A 24,691-nucleotide genomic window follows, 5' to 3' on the forward strand; every position below is an offset into this window, starting at 1 on the left:
TTCACTCCGTGCGATCAAACCGGCCGCTCCCGCAGCCGCGTAGCCACCCACGCCCCCACCAGCGCCACCCCCGCCATCGGCAGGAACACCGCGGCGAACGCGGTGGGGTGGGTGCCTGCCGTAGCGCCCGCCACGGTCGAGTGCGTGGCGACCGAGCCGCCACCGAGGGCCGCGAAGACCGCACCGCCTGCGGCGAGCAGCATCACGTTGGCGAGGCCGTCGGAGATCTGGAGGGCGGCGGAGTTGGAGCCCGCCTCCTCGGGGGCCGACAGTTTGAGCAGCAGGACGCTGGTCGAGGCGATGACCATGCCCATGCCGAAGCAGCCGAAGGCCCACGCGACGCCGACGATCCACACCGGCACCGCCGGGATCAGCACCGCGGGGACGAGCGCGATGGCCGCCGCGACCAACACCATGCCGACCGAGACCAGCCGCTCCCGGTACGGCTCCATCCGGGGCCGCGACTGCATGAACGAGCCGAACGCCCAGGTCGCACCGCCGACCGCGAGCGAGAGTCCCGCCATCGTCGGCGACAGCCCCCGCTCGGTGACCAGCATCAGCGGCACGAACGACTCCGCCGCCACGAACGACCCGGCCGCGACCCCGCGCAGCAGCACCACCGAGGGCAGCCCCCGGGCCGCCCGGTAGGTCCCGCTGGGCAGCAGCCCGCGCACCGCGGGCACCAGCAGCGCCACGCCGGCGGCCGCCGGCAGCAGGGACAGCCAGCGCAGGTCCTGGCCCGCGTACTGGAGGAGTCCCGCACCCAGCGAGATCCCGAGCGCGAGCCGGATCCGGCGGCGGTCGAAGGGCGGCACCGGCGCCCCGGGGTCGGCGGGCCCGGCGGCCATCCGCCGTATCGCGGGCAGGGCGAGCGCCAGCGGGAAGACCACCAGTGCCGGGATGCCGACGAACACCCAGCGCCAGCCGAGGTTCTCGGTGATCGCCCCGGAGGCGAGCGGCCCGACCACCGAGGGGATCACCCAGCTCGCGGCGAACGCGGCCAGGATCGCCGGCCGCAGCCGCTCCGGATAGGCCCGGCTGATCACCACGTACAGCGCGACGATCACCAGTCCGCCGCCGAGCCCCTGGACGGCCCGGCCGAGGATGAACAGCAGCATCGTGCCCGCCGTGCCCGACAGCACGAGACCGGCGGCGAAGGCCACGATGCCCGTGGTCAGCGGGGCCAGCGGGCCCCGCCGGTCCGCCCACTGCCCGGACAGCACCATCGCGAAGAGGCTGGTGGTGAAGTACGCGGAGAACGCGAACGCGTAGAGCGCGATGCCGTGCAGCTCGCGGGCGGCCACCGGCATCGCCGTACCGACGGCCGTCGCCTCGAAGGCGATCAGCAGCACCACGGAGACGATGCCGACACTCAGCGCCCGGTGGGTCCTGCCGAGCACGCCCTGCGCGGCGGGACCCGCATCCGGGGCCTGGGACTCCTGGGAGTCACGGGCGCCGCCGGGGTCCGCGACGTCCCCGCCGGGCCCGGAGTCCGCGGGCGGTGGAGGAGGCTCGGACGGGTCGGTCGGTGCGGCATCGGCGTCGCGGGGCTCCAGGGCGGTCATACGCCCCAGAGTAAGGGCCTAAACGGGCCTGGGCCCCTGTCTCTTGACGGGTTGGCCCTCGGTCCTTGGTCGTACGACCGGTGCGACCCTTGTCCGGTGGTACGGCCGCGGCGACCCCTGTCCGGTGGTACGTCCGGGGCGGCGCGGGGCCGGTGGTACGGCCGGGGCGGCGCGGGGCCGGTGGTACGGCCCGTGCGGCGCGGGCCCGGTGGTACGGCCGGGGCGGCGCGGGCCCGGTGGTACGGCCGGGGCGGCGCGGGCCCGGTGGTACGGCCGGGGCGATGCGGGCCCGGTGGTACGTCCGGGGCGATGCGGGCCCGGTGGTACGTCCGGTGCGGTGCGGGCCGGTGTCCCGGGCAGGACGGGGCATGCGTACCCCCATGCCCTTCTACCGCTCGTACGACGACGCCGCCCTCAGCTACCGGGTGGTGGGCCCCGCCAGCAGCACACCCCTGGTCTGCCTGGCCGGCGGCCCCGGCCGGGACGCCGCCTACCTCGGGGGGCTGGGCGGGCTCGACCGCACCTACCGGCTGCTGATCCCGGACTCCCGCGGCACCGGCCACTCACCGCCCGCCGACGACCCCGACCGCTACGCCTTCCCCGCGCTCGCCCAGGATCTCGAAGCGCTGCGCGCGGAGCTCGACGTGGAGCGCTTCGCCCTGCTCGCCCACGGAGCGGCCGCCGCCACCGCGCAGTGCTACGCCGCCGCGCACCCGGGCCGGCTGACCCACCTGGTTCTGGTCTGCCCGGAGGGCCGCATCCAGGCTGCGCGGGGGGAGCTCCCCGACGACGCCCGGGAGATCTTCGAGTCGCGCAGCGCCGAACCCTGGTGGCCTGAGGCCGCCGCGGCCGTCAAGGGTCTGGCCACGACCTCGGAACCCGAGCAGGTCCGGACGCTCCTGGCGCAGGCAGCCCCGATGGCCTACGCCCGGTGGGAGGCCCCGCAGCGCACGCACGCGGCCCAGGCGCCCGCGCAGGACAACCCGGTCCCCCGGGCGGGCTTTCCCCAGGGGGTGGACGACCTGACCCGGCTGGCCGTCCTCAGGGAGCTGGACGAGCTGCCCTGTCCGGCGCTCGTGGTGACGGGCGCTCTGGACACGATCACCGGGGAGCGGGTCGGGGAGACGGTCGCCGCCTCCTTCCCCCGCGGTGAGTGGCGGCGGCTCTCCGGAGTGGGCCACTACCCGTGGGTGGACGACCCCGCGCTGTTCCGGGCGGCGGTGGGCTCGTTCCTCGGGGCGCTGTGACGGTGCGCGCGCGGGGCACTGTGAACGGGGCGTGGCAGTCACGTTGCGGCACCGCCGGATGCCTTGAGCGGCCGGTCAACCCCGTTCTACCGTTCAGGGGTTGGCAAGGAACACGTGGCGGGGGCACGCCCCCGTACACGGCCGTGTGCCCGAGTGGCTCAGGGGCTCGCCTGCAAAGCGAGTTACGTCGGTTCGATTCCGATCACGGCCTCCCAGCGGTCTCCCGCGCGGGAGGGGCTCCCGGAGCCCCTCCTACCGCGCCGGCCCAGGCACAGTTGGGCCACCGCCTCGGGGCCCGCGCCCGGTGTCGTCTCCGCCCGCCCGGAGACGATCATCCGCCGGAAGACGTCCCCGCGCACATGGGCGGCGCGGGGCAGCCGTTCGGCGAGCGCCTGTGCCACGGTGGACTTCCCGGCCGCCATCACCCCCGTGACGAGCACGACGGCGGATTCCAGCTCTGCGACCGCGTTGCCGACCATGGAGCGCAGCCTGGGCACAACTGCCGTACCGGGCCCGGGATTTACGGCCCGGCGGGTGCCCGGGTGGTGCTCAGCCGGTACTGACCGCCGCCTGCGGCCTGATCGGCAGCCGGTTGACGGGGCGGCCGGTGGCGGCCCGTACCGCCGAGGCGATGGCCGCGGGTGAGGTGACGACCGGCACCGCGCTCGCCGCCTTGGCACCGAAGGGGGCGACCACGTCGCGCTCCTCGACCAGTTTGACGATGCGGATGTCCGGGGCGTCCAGGGCCGTCGGCAGGGCGTAGTGCGTCAGGTCGGGGTGGCGGATCAGGCCGCGCGGGGAGCGGAGGTTCTCGGTGAGGGCCGCCCCGACGCCCAGGGTGACGCCTGCTTCGATACGGGCGGCCAGCTGTGCGGGGTTGAGGATCCGCCCGACGTCCTGGGCGACCGCCATCTCCACCACCCGTACCGAACCCAGCTCGATGTCCACGTCCACGACCGCGCGGACGGCACAGAAGGCGAGCCCGACGAAGGCGTCGCCCTGGCCGGTCTCGTCCAGGGGCTCGGTCGGGTGCGGGCGGCACTGGGCGGTGGCCCACAGTTCCTTGCCGTCCAGGGCCTCGGCGACGGTGGTGCTCAGGACACCGTCGTACGAGGTGATCTTGCCGTCGGCGATGGACAGGAGTTCGGTGGACATGCCGAACTTGTGCGCCAGCGGCTGGAGGAGCTGGGTGCGGACCATCTTCGCGGCGCGTTCCACGGCACCGCCGGAGACCCAGGTGTGGCGGCCGTGGGTGGCGGCGCCCGCGGGCGGCTGGTCGGTGTCGACGGAGGCGACGTGCACCTCGTCGATGCCCAGGGTCTCCTGGACGATCTGCCGGGCGAGCGTGGTGAAGCCCTGCCCGGTCTCGACGGCCGCGCAGATGACGGTGGCGACCCCGTCGTGGACCTTCACCGTGGCGGTGGAGACCTCGTCGGTGCCCTCTGCGCCGAGCATGTGGACCATCCCCAGGGCGTAGCCGACGCCCCGGCGCACGGCGCTGGGCTCACCGGCCCCCTCCGGGCCGCCGGGCAGCAGCCAGCCCTCCTCCGGGGAGTCCTTGGGGAGGGTGGGCAGCGGGAAGTCCCGTACGGCGCGCAGGAGTTCGGCGACCGGGGCCGGGCAGGTGACGGTCTGGCCCGTGGGCAGCAGGTCACCGGTGGCCAGCACGTTGCGCATGCGCAACTCGGCGGGTTCCAGGCCGAGCCGGTCGGCCAGCTTGTCCATCTGGCCCTCGTACGCGGCGCACACCTGGAGGGCGCCCTCGCCCCGGACGTGCCCGGAGGGCGGGTTGTTGGTGCGCACGGCCCAGCCCTCGACGAACGCGTGCGGGACGACGTACGGGCCGCAGGCGAAGGAGACGGCGGCGGCCAGCGACTCGGAGGAGGCGTCCGCGTATGCGCCCGCGTCGAGCAGGATCTGCGCCTCGACCTTCACCAGCCGGCCCTCGGCGTCCGCGTGGTGGCGGTAGCGCAGCAGGGTCGGGTGGCGGTGGGCGTGCCCGAGGAAGGACTCCTCCCGGGTGGCGGCCAGCTTGACCGGGCAGCCGGTGCGCAACGCGAGCAGTCCGAGCGGGAGCTGGAAGCCGGCGTCCTCGCGGTCGCCGGTGGCGCCGGGCACCCCGGTGACGACGATCTTCACGCGTTCGCGTTCCAGGCCGAAGCTGGCGGCGGCCAGGTCGCGGTCGGTGTGCGGGTCGGTGGAGGCGGTGTAGATCTCGACGCCGCCGTCCGGGCGCGGCACGGCGAGGCCGGCTTCGGCGCCGATCGGGGCGGGGTCCTGGCGGCCGATCCGGTACACGCCCTCGACGACCACCTCGCCGGTGACCTCGGGGTCGCCGAAGCTGAGCGGGATGTGCCGGATCAGGTTGCCGTCGGGGTGGAGGGGCTCGGCCTCGAAGGCCTTCTCCGGGTCGGTGACCGGTTCGAGCACCTCGTACTCGACGGCGATCGCGGCAGCGGCCAGCCGTGCGGTGTCGGGGTGGTCGGCGGCGACGGCGGCGACCGGCTCGCCGTGGTGGCGGGCGACGGTGGAGGCGAACACAGGACGGTCGACGACCTTGCGTCCGTAGTTCGGGTCGCCGGGGACGTCGGCGTGGGTGACGACGGCACGTACGCCCGGCATCGCGGCGGCGGCGGAGGTGTCGACGGAGACGATACGGGCGTGCGCGTGCGGCGAACGCAGTATCGACGCCCACAGCAGGCCCTCGGCCCACAGGTCGGCCGCATAGGGGAAGGTGCCCTCGGTCTTGGCGCGGGCGTCCGCCGCGGGGAGCGACGCGCCGATGCCGTGGGCCGGGGGTTCCTGCTGCGTGCCGCCGACCGCTGCGGTCGCGGTGGCCGCGTCGTTGCTCACGGCATGCCTCCGTCGTGCGGGTGGTGAAGGGTGTGCTGGGCGCTGCCCGCACCGGGCGGTGCCTGGTGCGGGATGCGGGCCTCGTCGGCGGGGTGGCCGGTGGCGGCGGCCTCGGCGCTCGCCTCACGCTCGGTGACGACCTCGCGCACTGCTTGCAGAACGCCGCGGTAGCCGGAGCAGCGGCAGAGGTTGCCGCACAGGGCCTGGCGGGTCTCCAGGTCCGTCGGCGCGTGGTTGCCCTCGAGCAGGTCGTGGACGGTCATCGCCATGCCCGGGATGCAGAAGCCGCACTGCACGGCCCCGCAGTTGGCCAGGGCCCGCTGCACGTCGGAGGGTTCGCCGTCGGTGGCCAGACCTTCGACGGTACGGACCTCGGATCCGGCGGTGGTCGCGGCGGGCACCAGGCAGGAGGCGACGAGCCGGCCGTCCACCTGTACGGCGCAGGCCCCGCACTCGCCCTGCGAGCAGCCGTCCTTCGCCCCGGCGAGGCCGAGGCGCTCGCGCAGCACGTACAGGAGCGACTCGCCGATCCAGGCGTCGGCGACGGGCCGGTCGGCGCCGTTGACCCGCAGCACGTAGGAGGCGAGCGGGTGTTCGCTGGGCGCGTCGTGGAAGGGGGCGGGCTCGTGCGGGGCGGCGTAGGCCGGCTCGACGTCGATGGGGGTCTCGGGTGCGTGCCCGGGGTCGAGCGGGTGCGCGGGGGTGGGGACGTGGCCGGGGTCCGGGTCGGGCGCCCGGCCCGGGTCGGGCGTGTGGCCGGGGCCGGGTGCGTGGTCCTGGGCGGGGGTGTGCTCGGGGGCGGCGTCCGGGGGGCCGTCCGGGGCGGGGGTGCCGTCCGGGTCGGTGGCGGGAGCGTCCGCGCCGTTCGGCGCCGGGGCTGCGCCCTCTGCCGTGTCCGGGTCGGCTGCCGGGAGCGCGGACGGGTCCGGGGCAGGGTCTGACGTCGCGTCCGCAACCGTGGGCGGCTCCGCGTCCGGGCGAGAGGCCGGCGGAGCCGTCGCTTCGGCGCCCTGTGCCGGGGCCGTTCCGGGCGGCAGGTCCCCGTCCGGGGTCCGTTCCGCCGGTGCGGCCGTGTCGGCGGGGGCGTTCCCCGCGGCGGGGGCGCTTGCGTCGGCCGGGAGGGTCCCTGCGGCGGGGTCGTCCGCGTCGGTGGGGACGGTACCTGCGTCCGCACCGCCCTCGCCGGGCACAGCGCTTTCACCCGGAGCGGCCGTGCCCTCCGGGGCATGGTGGGCGGCGAAGTGCGTGCCGTCCGCCGGGGTGCCGGTGGGCGGAGCCGGGGGTACGTCGACGGGCAGGCCGCGCTGGGCGGGCACGCCGGGCTCTGCACGCACCGGCTCGGCGGGCTCCGCGCCCTCGGCGGGCCGGGCCGGCTGGTGGGGCTGCAGCGCCCATGGGGCCGGAGCGCCGCCCGGCAGGGTCGCCGGGGCTCCCGGGGAGTGCCAGGGGGCAGCCGGGGGGACGGGGAACTCGCCGGAGTCGTCCGGGGATTCGTCCTGAGCGGCCGGGAACGTCCACTGTCCGGTGGGCATGCCGGCGGTGGCATCGGGCGCGGCGGCATCGGGCGCGGCGGCAGGCGGGGCGGGAGGTGCCTGTGGGGCCTGGCCGAAGGCGTCGGTGAAGTTCCACTGGCTGGTGGTACCCGCGTCGTGGCCCGCCACGGGCCAGCCCGCCGACGGCTGGTGCGCGTGCGGGTCGTGGGACACCGGGGGCTGCCGGTGCGCCTGGGGGTCGTGACGCTGGGGGTCCTGGGGGTCGTGATGCTGCGGGTCGGGGTGCGCGTCGTGGTACTGCGCCCCCTGCCCCTGCCCGGACTCCTGGCCGAGTTGCTGCCCGAACTGCTGCCCGAGGTGCTGCCCGAGGTGCTGCTGCGACCCCAGTGTGTCGTGGGGCAGGTAGGGCGGCGGCGGGAAGGGCTGGGGGTCCTGGTGAAGGTGCACGTTCCAGGTCCCGGTCTCCAGCGGAGCCGTGATGTGCGGGGGTACGTAGTCGTGTCCCGGCGCGGCGAGCGGGTCGCCGGTGCCGGGGAGGTCGAAGCCCGCCGGCAGCTGGACGAACGCCGTGGCGTCGGCGTCGTACTCCCCGCCCTGCGGCGTCGGCTGCCAGCCGGCCGGCCCGAGTCCCGGCCCCGGCACGTGGGGGGCGTGTCCGGTGCCGCCCTGGCCGGGGAAGGCCGTGTGGTGGCCCCCGTCGCCCAGCAGGGAGGCGGGTACCGACTGGTCCTGCGGGGTGCCGGCGGGGCCGTGCGCGGGTCCGTGGCCGGTGCCCGGGGCGCCCGTGCGGCCGGCGTCGTCGGTGTTCCCGGGGTGGGCGGTGTGCGCCGCGGTGCCGGTTTCGTCGGTGGTGCCGTCGTTGTTGCCGTGCGTGTGGTCGGTCATGACAGCGCCCTCCCCAGTGCTCGTCGGGCCAGCGCGGCGACCGTGCGCCGCAGGTGCAGTACGGCGGGCGAGAGCACCGGGGCCTCTCCCCCGTCGGCGGGCCGGGGCGGGTCCGGGATGCAGGCCGCGGCGACGTACTCGCCGAAGGCCTCGCAGGCTTCCGGGGCGAGGCGGCGCTCGCCGTCCCAGTCGATCAGCGAGGCGATCCAGGCCTCGGCCTCCAGCGGGCGCAACGGCATCTGCGCGATGGCGCCCACCGCGCAGCGCACACCGCGCCTGGCCGGATCCAGGACGAGGGCGACGGAGGCGGTGGCGCGGCCCGGGCCGGTGCGGCCCGTGGCCTTGAGGAAGACCTGCGGGGCGTGCAGCAGCGGTGCGCGGACGAAGGCGACGAGCTCGCCGGTCTGCAGCATCGCGCGGCCCGCCAGGAGGTGGGAGACGGGGATCTCGCGCCGGCCTTCGGGGCCCGCGACGACGAGGGTCGCCTCCAGGGCCGCCAGGACGGGCAGCGAGTCACCCGTGGGGGCGGCGCTGACGATGTTGCCGCCGAGGGTTCCGGCGTTGCGGATCTGCGGTGGCCCCGCGGCGCGGGAGGCGGCCGCCAGGGCGGGGATGAGGGCCGCGAAGTCCGGGCGCCCCATCCGGGCGTGGGTGAGGCCGGCGCCGAGGAGGGCGTGGCCGTCCTGGTACTGCCAGCCGCGGATCTCGCTGATCCGGCCGAGTCCGACGAGTCCGGAGGGCCTGAGGTGGCCGGAGTTCACGGCGGCCATCAGGTCGGTGCCGCCCGCGACGGGCACGGCGGCGGGCATGGCGGTGAGTGCCGCCACTGCTTCGTCGAGCGAGGCAGGCAGCGTCACGGACTGCGCCGCCTGCGGTGCGTGCGTGGTCAACCCAGCTGCCCCTTCCCGGTGTCCCGCCTTGTTGCGCCGTACGGTACGTGCTCCCGGCCCGGACGTGGCAACTCTGGCACATCTTCGGATCCGCCCGACGCGAGGGTCCGCCATGGCACTTCTCGCCCCGCACCGAGGCATGAATCCGCTTTCGTCCCGGACCCCCGATAGACCCGCAATGACGGCATTGGGAACCTTTGACCGCTTCGGGGGATTCAGCACTTCAGGGGACCGCGCCCCCTCCGTACGGTAGTTCAACTCTGCACGGTTTCCGGTGGCGTTGCGGGGCACTCCGCCGCACCTGGCGCACGGACACGCCCCGGCCCCGGGAACGGTCCCGGGGCCGGGGCGGTGGCTCGCGCGTCTGCTCGTACGCTCACACGTGTGGGGGCGTCCCCTCGATCGGGCGTCCGAGCACCCCGGGTCGCCGCTGCCACGGCAGCGGGCCGCCGGGCCGCCGGTAGTCCACCCCGAGGGCGTCCAGCCGGCGGCAGTGCGTTTCCATCCGGGACTCGAAGCCGGTGAAGTCCCGTGCGGCCGGGGCGGGCAGGGCGGACCAGGCGACCTCGGCGAACGCGGCGAGCCGGGGGAAGACCTGGTAGTCGACGCGGGCGCGGTTCTCCATGACCTCGGTCCAGACGTTGGCCTGGGTGCCCAGGACGTGCCGGGCCTCCTCCGGCGTCAGCTCCAGGGGTACGGGCTCGAAGCGGTAGACGTCCTCCAAGGTACGGACGTAGCCGATGGGCACCGGTTCGTCGGGGCCGCCGTGCTGGCGGTGGTCCAAGTACACCTGCTGCTCGGGGCACATGACGACGTCGTGCCCGGCCCTGGCGGCGGCGATGCCGCCCGCGTAGCCCCGCCAGGAGGAGACGGCGGCCCCCGGGGCGAGACCGCCCTCCAGGATCTCGTCCCAGCCGATCAGCCTGCGGCCGCGCGCGGACAGCCAGGTGTCGAAGTGCCGGACGAACCAGGACTGGAGTTCGTCCTCGCCGGACAGGCCGAGTTCGGCGATGCGCGCCTGGGCCGTGGCGGACTCCTTCCACTGGTCCTTGGGCGCCTCGTCACCGCCGATGTGCACGAACTCGGAGGGGAACAGGGCGAGCACCTCCTCGAAGACCCCCTCGTAGAAGCGCAGCACGGTGTCGGTCGGCGCGAGGATGTTCGGGTTGACGCCCCAGGTGTCCCACACGCCGAGCGAGGCGGTGTCCACGACGTCGGTGTTGCCGAGCTCGGGGTACGCGGCGATGGCGGACTGGGAGTGGCCGGGGATGTCGATCTCGGGCACGACGGTGATGTGCCGGGCGGCGGCGTACGCGACGATCTCGCGGATGTCGTCCTGGGTGTAGTAACCGCCGTGCGGGGTGTCGTTCCACAGCGGGGACGCCCGGTGCCCCCACTTGGTGCGGGGCCGCCAGGATCCGGCCTCGGTGAGCCGGGGGTGGCGCTTGATCTCGATGCGCCAGCCCTGGTCGTCGGTGAGGTGGAAGTGGAAGACGTTCAGCTTGTGCGCGGCCAGCAGGTCGAGGTAGCGCAGCACGTCGTCCTTGGGCATGAAGTGCCGGGCCACGTCCAGCATCAGCCCGCGCCAGCCGAACCGGGGCGCGTCCTCGATCACCTGCGCCGGCACGCTCCACCCGGCGCCCTCTCCCCGGGTCACCGGTGCGCCGCGGAAGGCCTCGGTGCCGAGCAGCTGACGCAGGGTCTGGGCGGCCCAGAAGACTCCCGCCGCGCTGCCTCCCCTCAGTTCGATGCCCCGCGAGGCGTCCACGTCCAGCCGGTACGCCTCCGCCGCGAGCGTCCCGTCGCGCACCAGCCGCAGCGCACAGCCGTCGTCCGGGCCGCCCGGTGCCAGTGGCAGGCCGAGGGCGGTGCCGACGGTGGTGCGCAGCCAGTGGGCGGTGTCCTCGGTGCCCGGCGCCGCGTACAGGGTGGACGCCTCGTCGAGCCGGACCGCGCCACCGCCGGGCGGCGCCTCGACGGTGGCCGGAGCCGGAATCAGATCGCTCATGGTCCTCAAGTCCCTTCGGTTCTTCGGTCGTACCGGCCGCGGCACGGACGGCGGTACCGGCCGCGGCACGGGCAGTCGTACGGCCGCGGCACGGGCGGTCGTCCCGGCCGCGGCACGCACGGCCGTACTGGCTGTCAGTCCTTCACCGCGCCCGCCATGCCCGAGACCAGCCGCCGCTGCACCAGGACGAAGAAGACCAGCACCGGAAGGGTCATCACCGTCGACGCGGCCATGATCCCGCCCCAGTCGTTCTCGTCCGGCTTGAAGAAGACCAGCAGCGCCATCGGCAGGGTCGACTGTGTGGTGTCGCTGATCAGGAAGGTCTTCGCGAACAGGAAGTCGTTCCAGGTCGAGATGAACGAGAAGACGCTCGTGGCGACCAGCCCGGGGAAGACCAGCGGGAAGAGGATCTGCCACAGGAAGCGGGTGCGGCTCGCCCCGTCGATGTACGCCGCCTCCTCCAGCGCCTCCGGCACCGCCTTGACGAAGCCTCGCAGCATCCAGATCGCGAACGGCAGCGAGAAGGCGATGTGCGGCAGGATCAGCGAGCCCAGCGTGTTGAGCTGACCGAAGTCGCGCATCAGGAAGAACAGCGGGATGGTCAGCGCCTCGACCGGCACCATCTGCGCCACCAGGAACATGATCAGCAGCGTGGTGCGGAACTTGAACCGGAAGCGGCTCACGGCGGTCGCCGCGAGGAAGGCGATCAGCGCGGAGGCGAGCACGACCGTGCCCGCGACCAGCAGGCTGTTGACAAAGTACCGCCCGAAGTCCTGCTGCTCGAACACCCGCCGGAAGGAGTCCAGCGAGGGCGACAGCGTCCACGGTGTGGCGTCCGTCGACTGGATCTCCCCGGCCGGTTTCAGGGCGGAGAGCACCATCCAGTAGAGCGGGAACGCCACGAGTACCGCGACGAGCAGCGCGCAGGCCTCCGCGACGAGCCGCCCGGGACGCCTGATCCGCAGGGCGGCGCCGAGGGAACCGAGTGCACTCACAGTTCTTCTCCCTGACGTCGCATCAGCCGCAGGTAGACCAGGGTGACCGCGAGCAGGATGAGCAGCATCACGATCCCGATCGCCGAGCCGAGGCTGTACTGCGAGGACGCGAACGCCTTCTGGTACGCGTACACGTTGAGGACGAGGTTCTGGCCGGCGATGCCGCCGCCGTTGGTCATCACGAAGATCTGGGTGAACACCTTGAAGTCCCAGATGATCGACTGGATGGTCACCACGACCAGGATCGGCCGCAGCATCGGCGCCATGACCCTGCGCCAGATCTGCCACTGCGAGGCCCCGTCCAGTGCCGCCGCCTCCAGCACCTCGCCGGGGATGGCGCGGATACCGGCGTACACGGTGACCATCACGAACGGGAAGGAGCACCAGACCACTTCGAGCAGCACCAGCGCGAAGGCGCTGTACCTCTCGTACGTCCAGGAGAAGTCGCCCAGCCCCAGGATCCGGTTGACCGGCCCGTAGTCCGCGTCGAAGAGGAACACCCAGACCGTGGACCCGGTGATCGCGGGCGTCGCCCACGCCCCGAGCGCGGCCATCATCAGCACCAGCCGGGGCAGCGCCCGTATCCGGGTGAGCAGCACGGCGAGCGCGCACCCCACGCCGAGGGTCGCGGCCACACAGGCGGCCGCGAAGCCGACGGTGGCGCCTAGCACCTGCCAGAACTGCGGGTCGGCGAAGAGGTCCTGGTAGTTCCCGAGGCCGCGGAAGCGGGTCGGTTCGCCGCCGCTGACCTGTGCCTGCGTGTATTCCAGGAAGGAGATCAGGCCGAGCTGGTAGATCGGGTAGACGAGCAGGGCGGCGAGCACGACGAGCGCGGGGGCGAGGTAGAGCCAGGGTGTCCAGCCGCGCCCGCGGGTGGCCGGGCTGCCGCCCCGGGTGGCGGAGGGCCGGCGCGGGCCGCGCCGGGCGGACCCGGGCTCCCGCGCCGTCATCAGGGCGGTCACTTGTTGTACGTCCCGAATGCCGCGTCCATCTTCTTCGCCGCGTCGTCGGACGCCCGCGCGACGTCCTTGCGGCCGCTGACGATCTCCTGGAACATCGTCGGCAGCACCAGCGAGGCGTCGATCTGCGCCCAGCCGGGCGAGGCCGGGACGAACTTGGTCCCGGAGTCGAGCGTCTTGACGAAGGGCGCCACGAACGGCTCCTTCTTCGCGGCCGCCTCCCGCACGTCGGTGAAGGTCGGCATCAGGCCCATCGCGTCGAACAGCTCGCCCTGCGTCTGCTTGCCGGTGAGGGTTTTCATCAGCTCGACGGCCAGCGTCCTGCGCGGCGTGCTTTTGAGCACGCCGATGTTGTTGCCGCCCGCGAACGCCGGCGCCACCGACCCCTTCCCGACGCCCGGCAGCGGCACCACCGCGTACTTGCCCTTGGCCTGGCCGGCCTCGACGGCGGCGTGGCTGAAGTCGCCGCCCACCGCCATGGCGGCCTTGCCGGAGGCGAAGGCGGTGATGGTGGCGTTGCCGCCCATCTCGGCGCACTTGGCGGCCGGGCAGTTGTCGTCGCCGAAGAGCGAGGTGTACGCGGCGATGCCCTTGCGGGCGGCCGGGCTGTTGATGGCGGCCTTGTACGAGGTGCCGTGGCCGGTGGCGAGTTCTCCGCCGTGCGACCAGACGAAGGGCATCGCGCCGTAGGTGTAGGCGCCGCCGACCGCGAGCCCGTACATCTCGGGCTTCGCCTTGTGCAGCTTCTTCGCCGCGGCGATCAGTTCGGCCTGGCTGGTGGGCACCGCGACGCCGGCTTCCTTGAGCACGTCGGTGCGGTAGTAGAGGGCGCGCACGCCGACGAAGAGCGGCGAGCCGTACACCTTGCCGTCGACCGTGACGGACTGCTTGGCGGTGGCGTCCGCGTCCTTGGCCTCCGTCCAGGCCCCGAACTCGGCGCTCACGTCGGCGAGTCCGCCGTCCTTGACGTATCCGGCGGTGTCGGTGTTGCCGTACTCGATGAGGTCGGGGGCGCTCTTCGGGTCGTTGAAGGCGGCCTTGATCTTCTGCGCCCTGGTGTCGATCGGTATGTAGTCGACCTGCACCTTCGTCCCCGCGTGCGCCTTCTCGAAGGCGGCGACCGCCTTGTCGACGACCTGCTCCTTGGGCTTGTTGCCGACCTCCTGGAACAGCCACACCCGCAGCGTGCCGCTCTTCTCGTCCTTCTTGGGCCCCGCACCGTCGGAGGTCTGGGGGGCGCAGGCGGTGGCGGTCAGCCCGGCGAGGACAAGTGCCGCCAGGGGCAGGGACGTTCGGGCGCTGAGCCTCATGGAAGGGAACCCCTGTCGTATGAGCGTTGCAGCATGCGCAACGGGCGTTTCGTACTGCACAACACAACAGGCAGGAGACTAGAGGGCACCCCCGTCCCGGACAAGAGCTGAAGAGCAATCGAAAAAACCGGGACCTGGCGCGAGACCCCCGCCGGGAACACGCCGGGAACCCTCCGGGAACGCGAAAAGGCCCCCGCGGCACGCCGAAGCGCACCGCGGGGGCCTTCCCCGAAAAACCGCCAACCGGCGGCGAGGGCCTACTTCTTGTCGCCCTTGCCGTCCTTACCGCCCTTGCCACCCTTGTCGCCGAGAGACTCGAAGATCTCCTTGCACATCGGGCAGACCGGGTACTTCTTGGGGTCGCGCCCCGGCACCCACACCTTGCCGCAGAGCGCCACGACGGGAGTGCCCTCCAGGGCACTCGCCATGATCTTGTCCTTCTGGACGTAGTGGGCGTACCGCTCGTGGTCCCCGTCGCCGCGCGACGTCTGCGGAACCGGCTCTACAAGTGTCCCCGTACCTGCCCCGCGCTCGGGCTCGGGCTCAAGTGTGCTCATACGAGCCAAGGGTACAAGGCCCTGTTGCTCCTGGCCCGCCCCCACTTCGGTGCACTTGACCCGCCCCGTCGCGTTCCGGACAGACCCCGGTGACGGGCCCCAGTGACAGGCCCCGATGACTGGCGCTAGTTCATGGACGGATCGTCCGGGTACGTCGCGATCATCGCGAGAGTGCCGCGCTGGCGGCGCAGCACCTCCCGCCACAGCCCCTCCGGCCGCGGTGACGACACGTCGCCCGGTTCGGAGTCGACGACGTACCAGGCACCCTCGGTCAGCTCGTCCTCCAGCTGTCCAGGACCCCATCCGGCGTACCCGGCGAAGATCCGCAGCGAGCCGAGGGCCGCCGCGAGCAGCTCCGGCGGCGCGTCGAGGTCGACCAGACCGATCGCACCGTGCACCCGGCGCCACCCCACGGGACACCCCCCGTCCGGCGGCGCCCCGGAACCGGGGCCGGACGCCGGTGCCGTGGACGACGACGCGCCCGCGCCGGGCACCACCGCCACCCCCAGCGCCGAGTCCTGTCCCACGGGCCCGCCCCGGAAGACCACCCCGGGCGCGCCGGCCAGCTCCGCCCAGGGGGCGAGGATCTCATCGACGCCCACCGCGGTCGGCCGGTTCAGGACCACGCCGAGCGTGCCCGCCCCGTCGTGGTCGATGACCAGCACCACCGCGCGGTCGAAGTTCGGGTCCGCCAGCGCCGGGGTCGCCACCAGCAGTCGGCCTGTGAGCGAGGACACCTCCGTCATGGCCGACATGATCCCGCAGTTTCGCTCTCCGCGGGGAGTCCGTGACAGCCGGAAATGGTCCGCAGCTCAGGGCGCACGGCAGCAGCGGGAGCGCGCACGGGCCGACAAAAACGGACCGTAACCCTCCGCTGATGCACCCCGAGCAGAGCGTGTTGCCCCGCATCGCGGCGTACGTCCACCCGCTTCGCTCTTACGGAACCGGGGTACCGGCCCATTACCCTTTCCTCTTGGCCCCCTGTCCGACGATTCCGGAACGCGAGATACATGACCGGCACTGACGATGTACTGCTTGTCCACGGCGGCACCCCGCTGGAGGGCGAGATCCGCGTCCGCGGCGCCAAGAACCTCGTCCCCAAGGCGATGGTGGCGGCGCTCCTCGGCAGCGGTCCGAGCAGACTGCGCAATGTGCCCGACATCCGCGACGTACGCGTCGTACGCGGGCTCCTCCAGCTGCACGGGGTGACCGTCCGCCCCGGCGACGAGCCCGGCGAGCTGATCCTCGACCCGTCGCACGTCGAGTCCGCGAACGTCGCCGACATCGACGCCCACGCGGGTTCCTCCCGGATCCCGATCCTGTTCTGCGGCCCGCTGCTGCACCGCCTCGGCCACGCGTTCATCCCCGGCCTGGGCGGCTGCGACATCGGCGGCCGGCCGATCGACTTCCACTTCGAGGTGCTCCGTCAGTTCGGCGCGACCATCGAGAAGCGCGAGGACGGCCAGTACCTGGAGGCGCCGCAGCGCCTGCGCGGCTGCAAGATCCGTCTGCCGTACCCCTCGGTCGGCTCGACCGAACAGGTGCTGCTGACCGCCGTCCTCGCCGAGGGCGTCACCGAGCTGTCCAACGCGGCCGTCGAGCCGGAGATCGAAGACCTCATCTGCGTCCTGCAGAAGATGGGCGCGATCATCTCGATGGACACCGACCGGACGATCCGCGTCACCGGCGTGGACAGGCTGGACGGCTACAACCACCGGGCGCTCCCGGACCGCCTGGAGGCGGCCTCCTGGGCGTCGGCGGCCCTGGCCACCGAGGGCAACATCTACGTGCGCGGCGCCCAGCAGCGCTCGATGATGACCTTCCTCAACACCTACCGCAAGGTCGGCGGCGCCTTCGAGATCGACGACGAGGGCATCCGCTTCTGGCACCCGGGCGGCGCGCTCAAGTCCATCGCCCTGGAGACGGACGTGCACCCCGGCTTCCAGACCGACTGGCAGCAGCCGCTGGTGGTCGCGCTGACCCAGGCGACCGGCCTGTCCATCGTCCACGAGACGGTGTACGAGTCGCGCCTGGGCTTCACCTCAGCGCTCAACCAGATGGGTGCCCAGATCCAGCTCTACCGCGAGTGCCTGGGCGGTTCGAACTGCCGCTTCGGCCAGCGCAACTTCCTGCACTCGGCGGTCGTCTCCGGGCCCACCAAGCTGGAGGGTGCCGACCTGGTCATCCCCGACCTGCGCGGCGGCTTCTCGTACCTGATCGCGGCCCTCGCCGCCCAGGGCACGAGCCGCGTGCACGGCATCGACCTGATCAACCGCGGCTACGAGAACTTCATGGACAAGCTCGAGAAGCTCGGCGCGAAGGTAGAACTGCCGGGCGGCGCGCTCGTCTAGCTCCTGCCCGTACGCCGCAAGGGGGCGGCTGCCCGTCGGATGACGGGCGGCCGCCCCCTTGCGTCTGTCTGTCCGCCCCTTTTCCGCCTGCCGTCCCCTTCGCGCGGTGCGGGACCTCAGGGCCGGTGGCCCGTCCGGGTGCCCGGCGGCAGCGGCAGGTCGATCCCGAACGGGTTCACGCTGTACGTGCACTGGGTGTACGTGTAGCCCGGCCTGACCGTGCCCTCGATGTTGCCGTGCTGGGGGCGGACCCCCACACCGGACGGCTTCGACAGGAAGTAGTACGTCCCCGCCGGCAGCGACAGCCGGTGCTCGGGGTAGTCCTTGCGGCTGTCCTTGCAGGCCGTGCCCCGCGCCGCCGCCTCACTGCGGTAGGACCGGCAGCCCGCGCACGCCGGCAGGGTGAAACTGCCCGTGATCGGGCCGGTGAAGAGGATCACGGTCGGGCCGGGGGAGTCGTTGCTGATCACGTAGCTCATCCGGTCGCCGCCCGGCGCCGAGGTCCGCGGCAGGCCGGCCCCGGCCGCGGGGCGCGTGACGGCGATCTCCGCCGCGATGGCGATGGTGCGGGCCCGGTCCGCGTTCGGATTGTTCCGGTACGTGGTGGCGAAACCGGCCAGGGTGCCGCGGGCCTCGGCGAACCTCTTGTCCCGGTACTGGTCCAGGCCGCAGGACCAGACCCCGCTCTCGACCGCCCCGTCGGCGTCCGTGCGCAGCGTGGCGGCCGCGCTCCCCGGCAGCGCGGCGGCGGTGGTGCCGATGCGGCGCAGCTCCTCGGTGACCTGGCAGGGGTCGCTGCCGCCGAGCGCCTTCGTACGGTCGGCGATCCTGGCGCGCACCCCCGGCTCGACCTTGTCCGCCTGCTCGGTGCCGGGGAAGGTGCGCAGCAGTTCTGCGAGTTCGCCGCCGCCGGCCGCGGACCCGAGCCGCTGCATCCCGCACTCGTACAGCGAGGTGGCGAGCCGCCCGTCCGGCCAGCCTGCCAGCTCGCCCGCCGTCTCCCGGCCGATCGCGGCGGGCACGGTCCGCAGGTACGTCAGCGGCCCGACGGCCTCGCAGTGGGTGCCGCGCGCGTAGGGCGCGCCCACCGCCCTGTAGTAGGCGTCCAGCCGGCCGGGCACCTGCTGCGCGGCCCGTGAGTCCCCGTGCTCGCGCACCAGCCGCCCGTACTGGGCGAGGGCGGCCCGGTAGTCCGGCTCCGCCGCGGCGAAACCGGAGGCGGCCCCGGCCCGCGCCACCACCTTGTCTGTCTCCGCGAGCCGCCCGAGCAGCATCTTCTCGACCGCCTCGTCCCGCGCCCAGCCGTACCCGGCGGCCCCGCCCGCCGGGACCGCGAGCAGCACGACACCGAGCCCCACGGCCACGTACGACCGCATCGGCAGCGCCTTTCGCGTACGCAATCCACGCCGCGCCCCGTCGAGCGCCGCGAGCACCGTGACGGCGAGGAACCCGAGCACCGCCCAGCCCGGCACGCCGTCCACATCGGCGGGCAGCGCGAGGACCAGCAGCGCCGCGGTCACGGCCAGACAGACGGCCGCGCCCGCCCACTGCCGCAGCAGCACGTACCCGAGCCCGAGCCCGGACAGATTGAGCAACCCTGCCCCCACCGCCCGCGCGGCGTCGGCCTCGGGCGGCGGCCCCACGGTGGGCGGCCCGACGGGCTGCGGGGGCGGGGGCGGGGCGTGACCCGAGCCCTGGGCCCCTCCGGAGGACGGCCCGTCACCCGCACCGGGCGCAGGGCCCGGCGGACCGTAGGACGCGCCGTGGGGCGTACCGGGCGGGGGACCGTAGGGCGGCGGTCCCTGCGGCGGAGCCGGCGGACCCTGCGGCGAAGCCGACGGGGGCCCGTACGCCCCACCCGTCTGCGGCGGCGCCCCGAGCGACCCGGGCGCCCCGCCCGGCTGCGTCGGGCCCGGCGGAGGACCGTACGCCCCACCCGTCTGCGCCGGACCGGGCGCAGGCCCGTAGGTCCGACCCGTCTGCGGCGGCACCCCGAGCGACCCGGGCGCTCCGCTGCCCCCATCGGGCGCATGGGCCGGCTGTTCGCCGGTCCGGGCAGCCCCGGGGCGGGACCCCTCCGCCGGTGCGACGGCCGGAGGCGGTGCGTCCTGCGGCACCCGCGGGTCCGGCGGTCTCTTCGCGTCCGACGGTTCCCGCTCCCCCGCCGCTCCACGCGCGTCCTGTGGCTGCTCCGGGCCCCGCGGCCCGTCACGCCTGTCCTCTGCCCCCATGCCGACCCCCGTCGCTCGGCGGGTGCGGCACGGCGCGGTACGGCGGTGCCCCGTCCGGCGGGGCGTGCGAACCGTACGGCCGGGCAGGACGCACCCGCGGATGATGTACCGGACCGGGCGCGCCCGTCCGGCCGCTCCCGGGTCCCGGACCTCCCGCGCCCCGGACCCCGGCGGCCCGACCCGGCACGGCCCGGCCCCTTCCACGATCCGGCACCCCGCGAGGGGCGTCAACGTCCCCGACGCCCGTCACCGCGGCGTGGAGTCCGCCGCTGGTCCCAGCGCCCCCTCCGTCCCCGGCGGCCCCGCCCGTCACGCCCCCGGCATGCCGAAAGGGGCGCCCGCCCGGCGTGTTCCGGACGGCCGCCCCTTTCGGTCCAGCCTGGTACTGCTGTTGCCTTCGGGTGTTACTTACCCTTGGCGGCTTCCTTGAGCTTGGAGCCCGCGGAGACCTTCACGCTGTAACCGGCCGGGATCTGGATCGGGTCGCCGGTCTGCGGGTTCCGAGCGGTCCGAGCGGCACGGTGGGTGCGCTCGAAGGTCAGGAAGCCGGGGATGGTGACCTTCTCGTCGCCCTTGGCGACGATCTCGCCGACGGTCTCGGCGAGCGCGGCCAGCACGGCGTCGGCGTCCTTGCGGGTCACCTCGGCGCGGTCGGCCAGGGCGGCCACCAGCTCACTGCGGTTCATGTTGTTACTCCCGTGTTCTTCTTGCCTGTGAGGCGTGTGCCACGCGGCGGGGCCGCGTGTGGGGCACAGCGAAGCCGATGCTGCCAGGGCCCTAGGACGGTCCCCGGACCCGGGTCTGACTTCCAGACCCTCGCGCCCGATTACGCATCCTGCCCCCACCAGCGGCGGGAAAGCCAATCCGGCACCCGGCAGAGTCACCCGAAGGCCACTCAGGGAGCGTCACTGCCTCTTGTGGTGACGCTCCGTCGACCCCGCTGCTGCGGACTGTCTACGGGCCGCAGCGCTCCTTCACGGGGCGCTGCCAGGCTCTTTGCCCGCCACCCTAGAGGGGCACCGAGGGCGCGGAGACCCGCGACGCGCCGCGCGTCAGGCAGACGTGGGACCCGTCACAGTCGCCCCGGCGGCCTTCGCGGCCGTGCGGACGGCGCCCGCGACGGCTCCCGCGACCTTGTCGTTGAAGACGGAGGGGATGATGTAGTTCGGGTTCAGCTCGTCCTCGGAGACGACGTCGGCGAGGGCCGAGGCGGCGGCCAGCATCATCTCCGTGTTGACGGTGCGGGACTGCGCGTCGAGCAGACCGCGGAAGACGCCGGGGAAGACCAGCACGTTGTTGATCTGGTTCGGGAAGTCGGAGCGTCCCGTCGCCACGACCGCGGCCGTCCGGCGGGCGACGGCGGGCTCGACCTCGGGGTCCGGGTTCGCGAGCGCGAAGACGATGGAGCCCTCGGCCATGGCCGCCACGTCGTCCCCGTTCAGCACGTTGGGGGCCGACACGCCGATGAAGACGTCGGCGCCGACCACGGCCTCCTTGAGGGTGCCGGTCACCCCTTCGGGGTTGGTGTTGTCGGCGATCCAGCGCAGCGGCGACTCGGGGTCGGCGGAGACGAGGTCCTCGCGGCCCGCGTGCACCACGCCGTGGATGTCGGCGACGACCGCGTGCTTGACACCGGCCGCGATGAGCAGCTTCAGGATGGCCGTACCGGCCGCTCCCGCGCCCGACATGACGACGCGTACGTCACCGATGGACTTGCCGACCACCCGCAGCGCGTTGGTCAGCGAGGCGAGCACGACGATCGCCGTGCCGTGCTGGTCGTCGTGGAAGACCGGGATGTCCAGGGCCTCGCGCAGCCGGGCCTCGATCTCGAAGCAGCGCGGCGCGGAGATGTCCTCCAGGTTGATGCCCGCGAAGCCGGGGGCGATGGCCTTGACGATCTCGACGATGGCGTCGGTGTCCTGGGTGTCCAGGCAGATCGGCCAGGCGTCGATGTCGGCGAAGCGCTTGAAGAGGGCCGCCTTGCCCTCCATCACGGGCATGGCCGCCATCGGGCCGATGTTGCCCAGGCCCAGCACGGCGGAACCGTCGGTGACGACCGCGACGGTGTTGCGCTTGATGGTGAGGCGACGGGCGTCCTCGGGGTTCTCGGCGATGGCCATGCAGACCCGGGCGACACCCGGCGTGTAGATCATCGAGAGGTCGTCACGGTTGCGGATGGGGTGCTTGGACGCCATCTCGATCTTGCCGCCGAGGTGCATCAGGAACGTACGGTCGGAGACCTTCCCGAGCACCACGCCGTCGACGCCGCGCAGCTTCTCGACGATCTCGTCCGCGTGCGAGGTCGAGGAGGCGGCGATCGTGACGTCGATCCGCAGCTTCTCGTGACCGGACGCGGTGACGTCGAGGCCGGTCACGGAGCCGCCGGAGGCTTCGACGGCCGAGGTGAGCTGGCTGACCGAGGTCCCGCTGGCGGGTACCTCCAGTCGGACCGTCATCGAGTACGAGACGCTGGGCGCCGTTGCCATGGCCGACTTCCTCTGCTTTTCCTGGCTTCATTGCTGCGCCGACTGCCGGGAGGCCGGGCGGCGCAGTCCGATCGTCGCACCTACCGGCGGGTAGCAGTTAATGAGCGCTCCGCTTTCGGAAACTGTTTTCCACCATACGAGAAACCCCCGGCTCAGCGGAAGCCCCAAAAGCAACAGGTCCGGACCGTCGTTTCCGACGGTCCGGACCTGTTGTGTGCGAAGAAGGGCGACACCGGCCCGCCATGCTCGCCTCGCGGCAAGTGGTCGCTCTGAGCGACTAAGGTTGGGCCCGGGGGCTTGGATCGAGCCGGTGTCACCATCGAGACTAACAAACCCTCCTGGGGATTGCCCCTCCCCCTGGGAGTGAAGACCGCACAGCCGGTTGACTGCCCCTCAGGCCCGCGGGCAGCGCCCGCTCAGCCCCTCAGCAGTTCGGGAACACCGTCCTGGTCCGGGCTGTCCCGCTTCCCCGACACCAGCGTGAGCTGCTGCGTGGCGCGCGTCAGGGCCACGTACAGCACCCTGAGCCCGGCCGGGGACTCGTCCGCGATCTCCGCCGGGGACACCACGACCGTCGCGTCGTACTCGAGGCCCTTGGCCTCCAGGCTGCCGAGCGCGACCACCCGCTCGCCCAGGTCCGCGAGCCAGCGGCGTGCCTGGAGCCGGCGGTTCATGGCGACGACCACTCCGACGGTGCCGTCCACCTGCTCCAGGAGCCGCCGGGCCTCCTCCCGTACGGATGTCTCCAGGTCGTCCCCCGCGACGGCGAAGCGCGGGACCACGCCGGTCGAGCGCACCGCGCGCGGGGACTTCATGTCCGGGGCGGCCAGTGCGAGCACCTTCGCCGCGAGCTCGGCGATCTCGGCCGGGTTGCGGTAGTTGACGGTCAGCTCGAACGTGCGCCGGGGGCGCGAGCCCAGCGCCTCGTCGCGGGCCTGCGCGGCCTCGGCCGGGTCGGTCCAGGAGGACTGGGCCGCGTCGCCGACCACCGTCCAGGTGGCGGTGCGGCCCCGCCGGCCGACCATCCGCCACTGCATGGGCGTGAGGTCCTGCGCCTCGTCGACGATGACGTGCGCGTACTCGGTGCGCTCGGCTGCCAGCCGCTCGGCGCGCTCCCACTGGGTCTCCTCGCGCTGCGGCATGAGCTCCTCGAGGCCGGTGAGCGCGTCCAGCGGGTCGTACTCGCGCTTGCGCTTGGGCTTGGCCGGGGTGCCGAGCAGCAGCTGGAGTTCGTCGAGCAGGGCCACGTCGTGGACGGACAGTTCCTCGCGCCCCAGCGAGCGGGCCAGCTGGCGCACCTCGCGCGGGTTGAGGACGCGCCGCGCCCACCGGCCGAGCCGCTTCTCGTCGGCCATCGAGGCGAGCACCCCGCGCGGGGTCAGCTCGGGCCACCAGGCGTCCAGGAAGGCCAGGAAGGAGTCCTCCGACGAGACGTCGTCGTCGAACGAGGAACGCAGTTCGGCGGCCAGCTCGGGGTCGGTGTGCCGGCCGCGGCCGCCGGACTTGGACCAGAGGGCGTCCAGGAGCAGCTTGCGGGCGCGCGGACGCAGCAGGTTGACGGGGGCGGTGCCGCTGAGGACGTTGTTGCGGATGCGCTGGAGGTCGGCGGCCTCCAGTTCGAGGCGGGAACCGAAGGCGACCACCCGCAGGAGGTCGGTCCGCACGGCCGGTCTCTGCTCGGCGCCGTCGTCGTTGCCGTCGTCGGCGTCGTCGGCGAAGCCGCCGAAGGACAGCTGGCCGTCCTCCTCATCGGCTGCCCCGTGGGCGGGCGCGGCGGGGGTTTCCAGGGCCCCCCGGGCCGCCTTGTGCAGCACCTTCAGCATGCGGGACGAGCCCTTGATGCGGGCGACGTGCGGTTCGTCGTACGTGCTCGCCTCGGCCCCGTCGACCAGCGAGCCGAGCGCCCGGATCGCCACCTGGCCCTCCTCGCCGAGCGAGGGCAGCACGCCCTCGGTGTACGAGACCAGCAGCGGGGTCGGCGAGACGATCAGGATGCCGCCCGCGTAGCGGCGCCGGTCCTGGTAGAGGAGGTAGGCGGCCCGGTGCAGGGCGACGGCCGTCTTGCCGGTACCGGGGCCGCCCGCGACCTCGGTGACCGAGGCGGCGGGGGCCCTGATGACCATGTCCTGCTCCGCCTGGATGGAGGAGACGATGTCGCGCATGGTGTGACTGCGGGCCTGGCCGAGGGCGGCCATCAGCGCGCCGTCACCGAGCACGGCCAGCTTCTCGCCGTCCAGGAACGCGGTCAGCTCGGGCCGCATCAGGTCGTCCTCGACCCCCAGCACCCGGCGGCCCTTGGAGCGGATCACCCGGCGGCGGACCACCCGGCCCGGGTCCTTGGGGGTGGAGCGGTAGAACGGCGCGGCGGCCGGTGCCCGCCAGTCGATCACCAGCGGGGCGTAGTCGGAGTCCAGGACCCCGATGCGCCCGATGTGCAGGGTCTCGCCGATGTCGGCGCTCACCGCCCCGTGGGCGTCCTCCCGTACCGCGTCGTCGGCGGGCTCGACGGAGGTGAAGGCTCCGTCCTCGCCCTTCTTGCCGTCCTTGCCGTGGAGCAGGTCGATCCGGCCGAAGAGGAAGTCCTCGAACTCGTTGTTGAGACGGTTGAGGTGCACCCCCGCCCGGAAGACCTGCGCGTCACGCTCGGCGAGCGCGCCGGGCGTGCCCACCTGACCCCGCTTGGCGGCGTCGTTCATCAGGAACTCGGCCTCGTGGATCTTCTCCTCAAGACGGCGGTACACCCGATCCAGATGATCCTGCTCCGCGCCGATTTCCCGGTCACGGACCGAATCGACAGCGGCATCCTGCGCGGCCACCGAGGCCCCCTTCTGACGTGCATTGGGCAGCCGTCAACCGTACGC

16 protein-coding genes, 1 tRNA gene and 1 pseudogene are annotated in these 24,691 nt (G+C 73.4%); 3 read left to right on the forward strand and 15 right to left on the reverse strand.

Annotated elements, in window-relative coordinates; translation table 11 throughout:
• Positions 1 to 14: 14 nt before the first annotated feature.
• Positions 15 to 1,565 (reverse strand): MFS transporter, encoded by a 1,551-nt coding sequence (locus tag ACFWVV_RS26735; protein WP_384355110.1) that lies wholly within the window; start codon positions 1,563 to 1,565, stop codon positions 15 to 17.
• A 380-nt stretch (positions 1,566 to 1,945) separates the two neighbouring features.
• Between ACFWVV_RS26735 and ACFWVV_RS26740 the strand changes: the two genes are divergently transcribed.
• Both ACFWVV_RS26740 and ACFWVV_RS26745 read left to right on the forward strand, forming a co-directional pair.
• Positions 1,946 to 2,812 (forward strand): alpha/beta fold hydrolase, encoded by an 867-nt coding sequence (locus tag ACFWVV_RS26740; RefSeq protein WP_384355147.1) that lies wholly within the window; start codon positions 1,946 to 1,948, stop codon positions 2,810 to 2,812.
• A gap of 139 nt (positions 2,813 to 2,951) precedes the next feature.
• Positions 2,952 to 3,023, forward strand: a tRNA-Cys gene (locus ACFWVV_RS26745).
• A gap of 46 nt (positions 3,024 to 3,069) precedes the next feature.
• Here the strand turns inward: ACFWVV_RS26745 and ACFWVV_RS26750 are convergent.
• The 10 genes and pseudogenes from ACFWVV_RS26750 to ACFWVV_RS26795 form a co-directional block, all read right to left on the reverse strand.
• Positions 3,070 to 3,291 (reverse strand): annotated as a pseudogene (locus ACFWVV_RS26750) (AAA family ATPase); the annotation flags it as partial.
• A gap of 70 nt (positions 3,292 to 3,361) precedes the next feature.
• Entirely contained in the window at positions 3,362 to 5,665 is a 2,304-nt protein-coding gene (locus ACFWVV_RS26755) for a xanthine dehydrogenase family protein molybdopterin-binding subunit (protein WP_384355108.1), read from the reverse strand.
• Positions 5,662 to 8,043: a 2Fe-2S iron-sulfur cluster-binding protein gene (locus ACFWVV_RS26760; RefSeq protein WP_384355106.1), complete on the reverse strand. Its 2,382-nt coding sequence runs from the start codon at positions 8,041 to 8,043 to the stop codon at positions 5,662 to 5,664. The genes ACFWVV_RS26755 and ACFWVV_RS26760 overlap by 4 nt, the downstream gene beginning before the upstream one ends.
• Positions 8,040 to 8,933, reverse strand: a complete 894-nt coding sequence (locus tag ACFWVV_RS26765; protein ID WP_384355104.1) for an FAD binding domain-containing protein — start codon at positions 8,931 to 8,933, stop codon at positions 8,040 to 8,042. The genes ACFWVV_RS26760 and ACFWVV_RS26765 overlap by 4 nt, the downstream gene beginning before the upstream one ends.
• 376 nt (positions 8,934 to 9,309) lie before the next feature.
• On the reverse strand, positions 9,310 to 10,941 hold the full coding sequence (locus ACFWVV_RS26770; RefSeq protein WP_384355102.1) for a beta-N-acetylhexosaminidase: 1,632 nt from the start codon (positions 10,939 to 10,941) through the stop codon (positions 9,310 to 9,312).
• 134 nt (positions 10,942 to 11,075) lie between these two features.
• Entirely contained in the window at positions 11,076 to 11,936 is an 861-nt protein-coding gene (locus ACFWVV_RS26775) for a carbohydrate ABC transporter permease (protein ID WP_384355100.1), read from the reverse strand.
• Positions 11,933 to 12,886, reverse strand: a complete 954-nt coding sequence (locus ACFWVV_RS26780; protein WP_384355146.1) for a carbohydrate ABC transporter permease — start codon at positions 12,884 to 12,886, stop codon at positions 11,933 to 11,935. Before ACFWVV_RS26780 ends, ACFWVV_RS26775 begins: the two co-directional genes overlap by 4 nt.
• Before the next feature lie 8 nt (positions 12,887 to 12,894).
• Positions 12,895 to 14,205 (reverse strand): extracellular solute-binding protein, encoded by a 1,311-nt coding sequence (locus ACFWVV_RS26785; protein ID WP_384355098.1) that lies wholly within the window; start codon positions 14,203 to 14,205, stop codon positions 12,895 to 12,897.
• 257 nt (positions 14,206 to 14,462) lie between these two features.
• Positions 14,463 to 14,762 carry a DUF3039 domain-containing protein gene (locus tag ACFWVV_RS26790; protein ID WP_185031735.1) on the reverse strand — a complete coding sequence of 100 codons (300 nt, stop codon included), beginning with the start codon at positions 14,760 to 14,762 and terminating at the stop codon, positions 14,463 to 14,465.
• 125 nt (positions 14,763 to 14,887) lie between these two features.
• Positions 14,888 to 15,517 (reverse strand): YqgE/AlgH family protein, encoded by a 630-nt coding sequence (locus ACFWVV_RS26795; RefSeq protein WP_384355095.1) that lies wholly within the window; start codon positions 15,515 to 15,517, stop codon positions 14,888 to 14,890.
• A 255-nt stretch (positions 15,518 to 15,772) separates the two neighbouring features.
• On the opposite strand from ACFWVV_RS26795, the gene murA reads away from it, so the two are divergent.
• Positions 15,773 to 17,113 carry a UDP-N-acetylglucosamine 1-carboxyvinyltransferase gene (murA, locus tag ACFWVV_RS26800; protein ID WP_384355093.1) on the forward strand — a complete coding sequence of 447 codons (1,341 nt, stop codon included), beginning with the start codon at positions 15,773 to 15,775 and terminating at the stop codon, positions 17,111 to 17,113.
• 116 nt (positions 17,114 to 17,229) lie between these two features.
• Here murA and ACFWVV_RS26805 read toward each other — a convergent pair whose 3' ends face one another.
• The 4 genes from ACFWVV_RS26805 to ACFWVV_RS26820 all read right to left on the reverse strand — a co-directional run bounded on the left by ACFWVV_RS26805 (position 17,230) and on the right by ACFWVV_RS26820 (position 24,646).
• Positions 17,230 to 18,708: a hypothetical protein gene (locus ACFWVV_RS26805; RefSeq protein WP_384355091.1), complete on the reverse strand. Its 1,479-nt coding sequence runs from the start codon at positions 18,706 to 18,708 to the stop codon at positions 17,230 to 17,232.
• Positions 18,709 to 19,748: 1,040 nt separating this feature from the next.
• A complete protein-coding gene (locus tag ACFWVV_RS26810; RefSeq protein WP_003954777.1) occupies positions 19,749 to 20,030 on the reverse strand; it encodes an HU family DNA-binding protein in 282 nt (93 codons plus the stop codon).
• Positions 20,031 to 20,396: 366 nt separating this feature from the next.
• A complete protein-coding gene (locus tag ACFWVV_RS26815; protein ID WP_384355089.1) occupies positions 20,397 to 21,830 on the reverse strand; it encodes an NAD-dependent malic enzyme in 1,434 nt (477 codons plus the stop codon).
• A 416-nt stretch (positions 21,831 to 22,246) separates the two neighbouring features.
• Positions 22,247 to 24,646 carry a HelD family protein gene (locus ACFWVV_RS26820; protein ID WP_384355087.1) on the reverse strand — a complete coding sequence of 800 codons (2,400 nt, stop codon included), beginning with the start codon at positions 24,644 to 24,646 and terminating at the stop codon, positions 22,247 to 22,249.
• Positions 24,647 to 24,691 lie beyond the last annotated feature (45 nt).

Source organism: Streptomyces sp. NPDC058663 (assembly GCF_042716745.1).
Lineage (GTDB): Bacteria > Actinomycetota > Actinomycetes > Streptomycetales > Streptomycetaceae > Streptomyces.

What these genes read in the sequence shown, in the direction of transcription:
- ACFWVV_RS26760 (WP_384355106.1), bottom strand. Translation starts at nt 8,043, where the DNA reads ATGACCGACCACACGCACGGCAACAACGACGGCACCACCGACGAAACC.
- ACFWVV_RS26790 (WP_185031735.1), bottom strand. Translation starts at nt 14,762, where the DNA reads ATGAGCACACTTGAGCCCGAGCCCGAGCGCGGGGCAGGTACGGGGACA.
- ACFWVV_RS26780 (WP_384355146.1), bottom strand. Translation starts at nt 12,886, where the DNA reads ATGACGGCGCGGGAGCCCGGGTCCGCCCGGCGCGGCCCGCGCCGGCCC.
- ACFWVV_RS26785 (WP_384355098.1), bottom strand. Translation starts at nt 14,205, where the DNA reads ATGAGGCTCAGCGCCCGAACGTCCCTGCCCCTGGCGGCACTTGTCCTC.
- ACFWVV_RS26740 (WP_384355147.1), top strand. Translation starts at nt 1,946, where the DNA reads ATGCCCTTCTACCGCTCGTACGACGACGCCGCCCTCAGCTACCGGGTG.
- ACFWVV_RS26770 (WP_384355102.1), bottom strand. Translation starts at nt 10,941, where the DNA reads ATGAGCGATCTGATTCCGGCTCCGGCCACCGTCGAGGCGCCGCCCGGC.
- ACFWVV_RS26735 (WP_384355110.1), bottom strand. Translation starts at nt 1,565, where the DNA reads ATGACCGCCCTGGAGCCCCGCGACGCCGATGCCGCACCGACCGACCCG.
- murA (WP_384355093.1), top strand. Translation starts at nt 15,773, where the DNA reads ATGACCGGCACTGACGATGTACTGCTTGTCCACGGCGGCACCCCGCTG.
- ACFWVV_RS26795 (WP_384355095.1), bottom strand. Translation starts at nt 15,517, where the DNA reads ATGTCGGCCATGACGGAGGTGTCCTCGCTCACAGGCCGACTGCTGGTG.
- ACFWVV_RS26810 (WP_003954777.1), bottom strand. Translation starts at nt 20,030, where the DNA reads ATGAACCGCAGTGAGCTGGTGGCCGCCCTGGCCGACCGCGCCGAGGTG.
- ACFWVV_RS26815 (WP_384355089.1), bottom strand. Translation starts at nt 21,830, where the DNA reads ATGGCAACGGCGCCCAGCGTCTCGTACTCGATGACGGTCCGACTGGAG.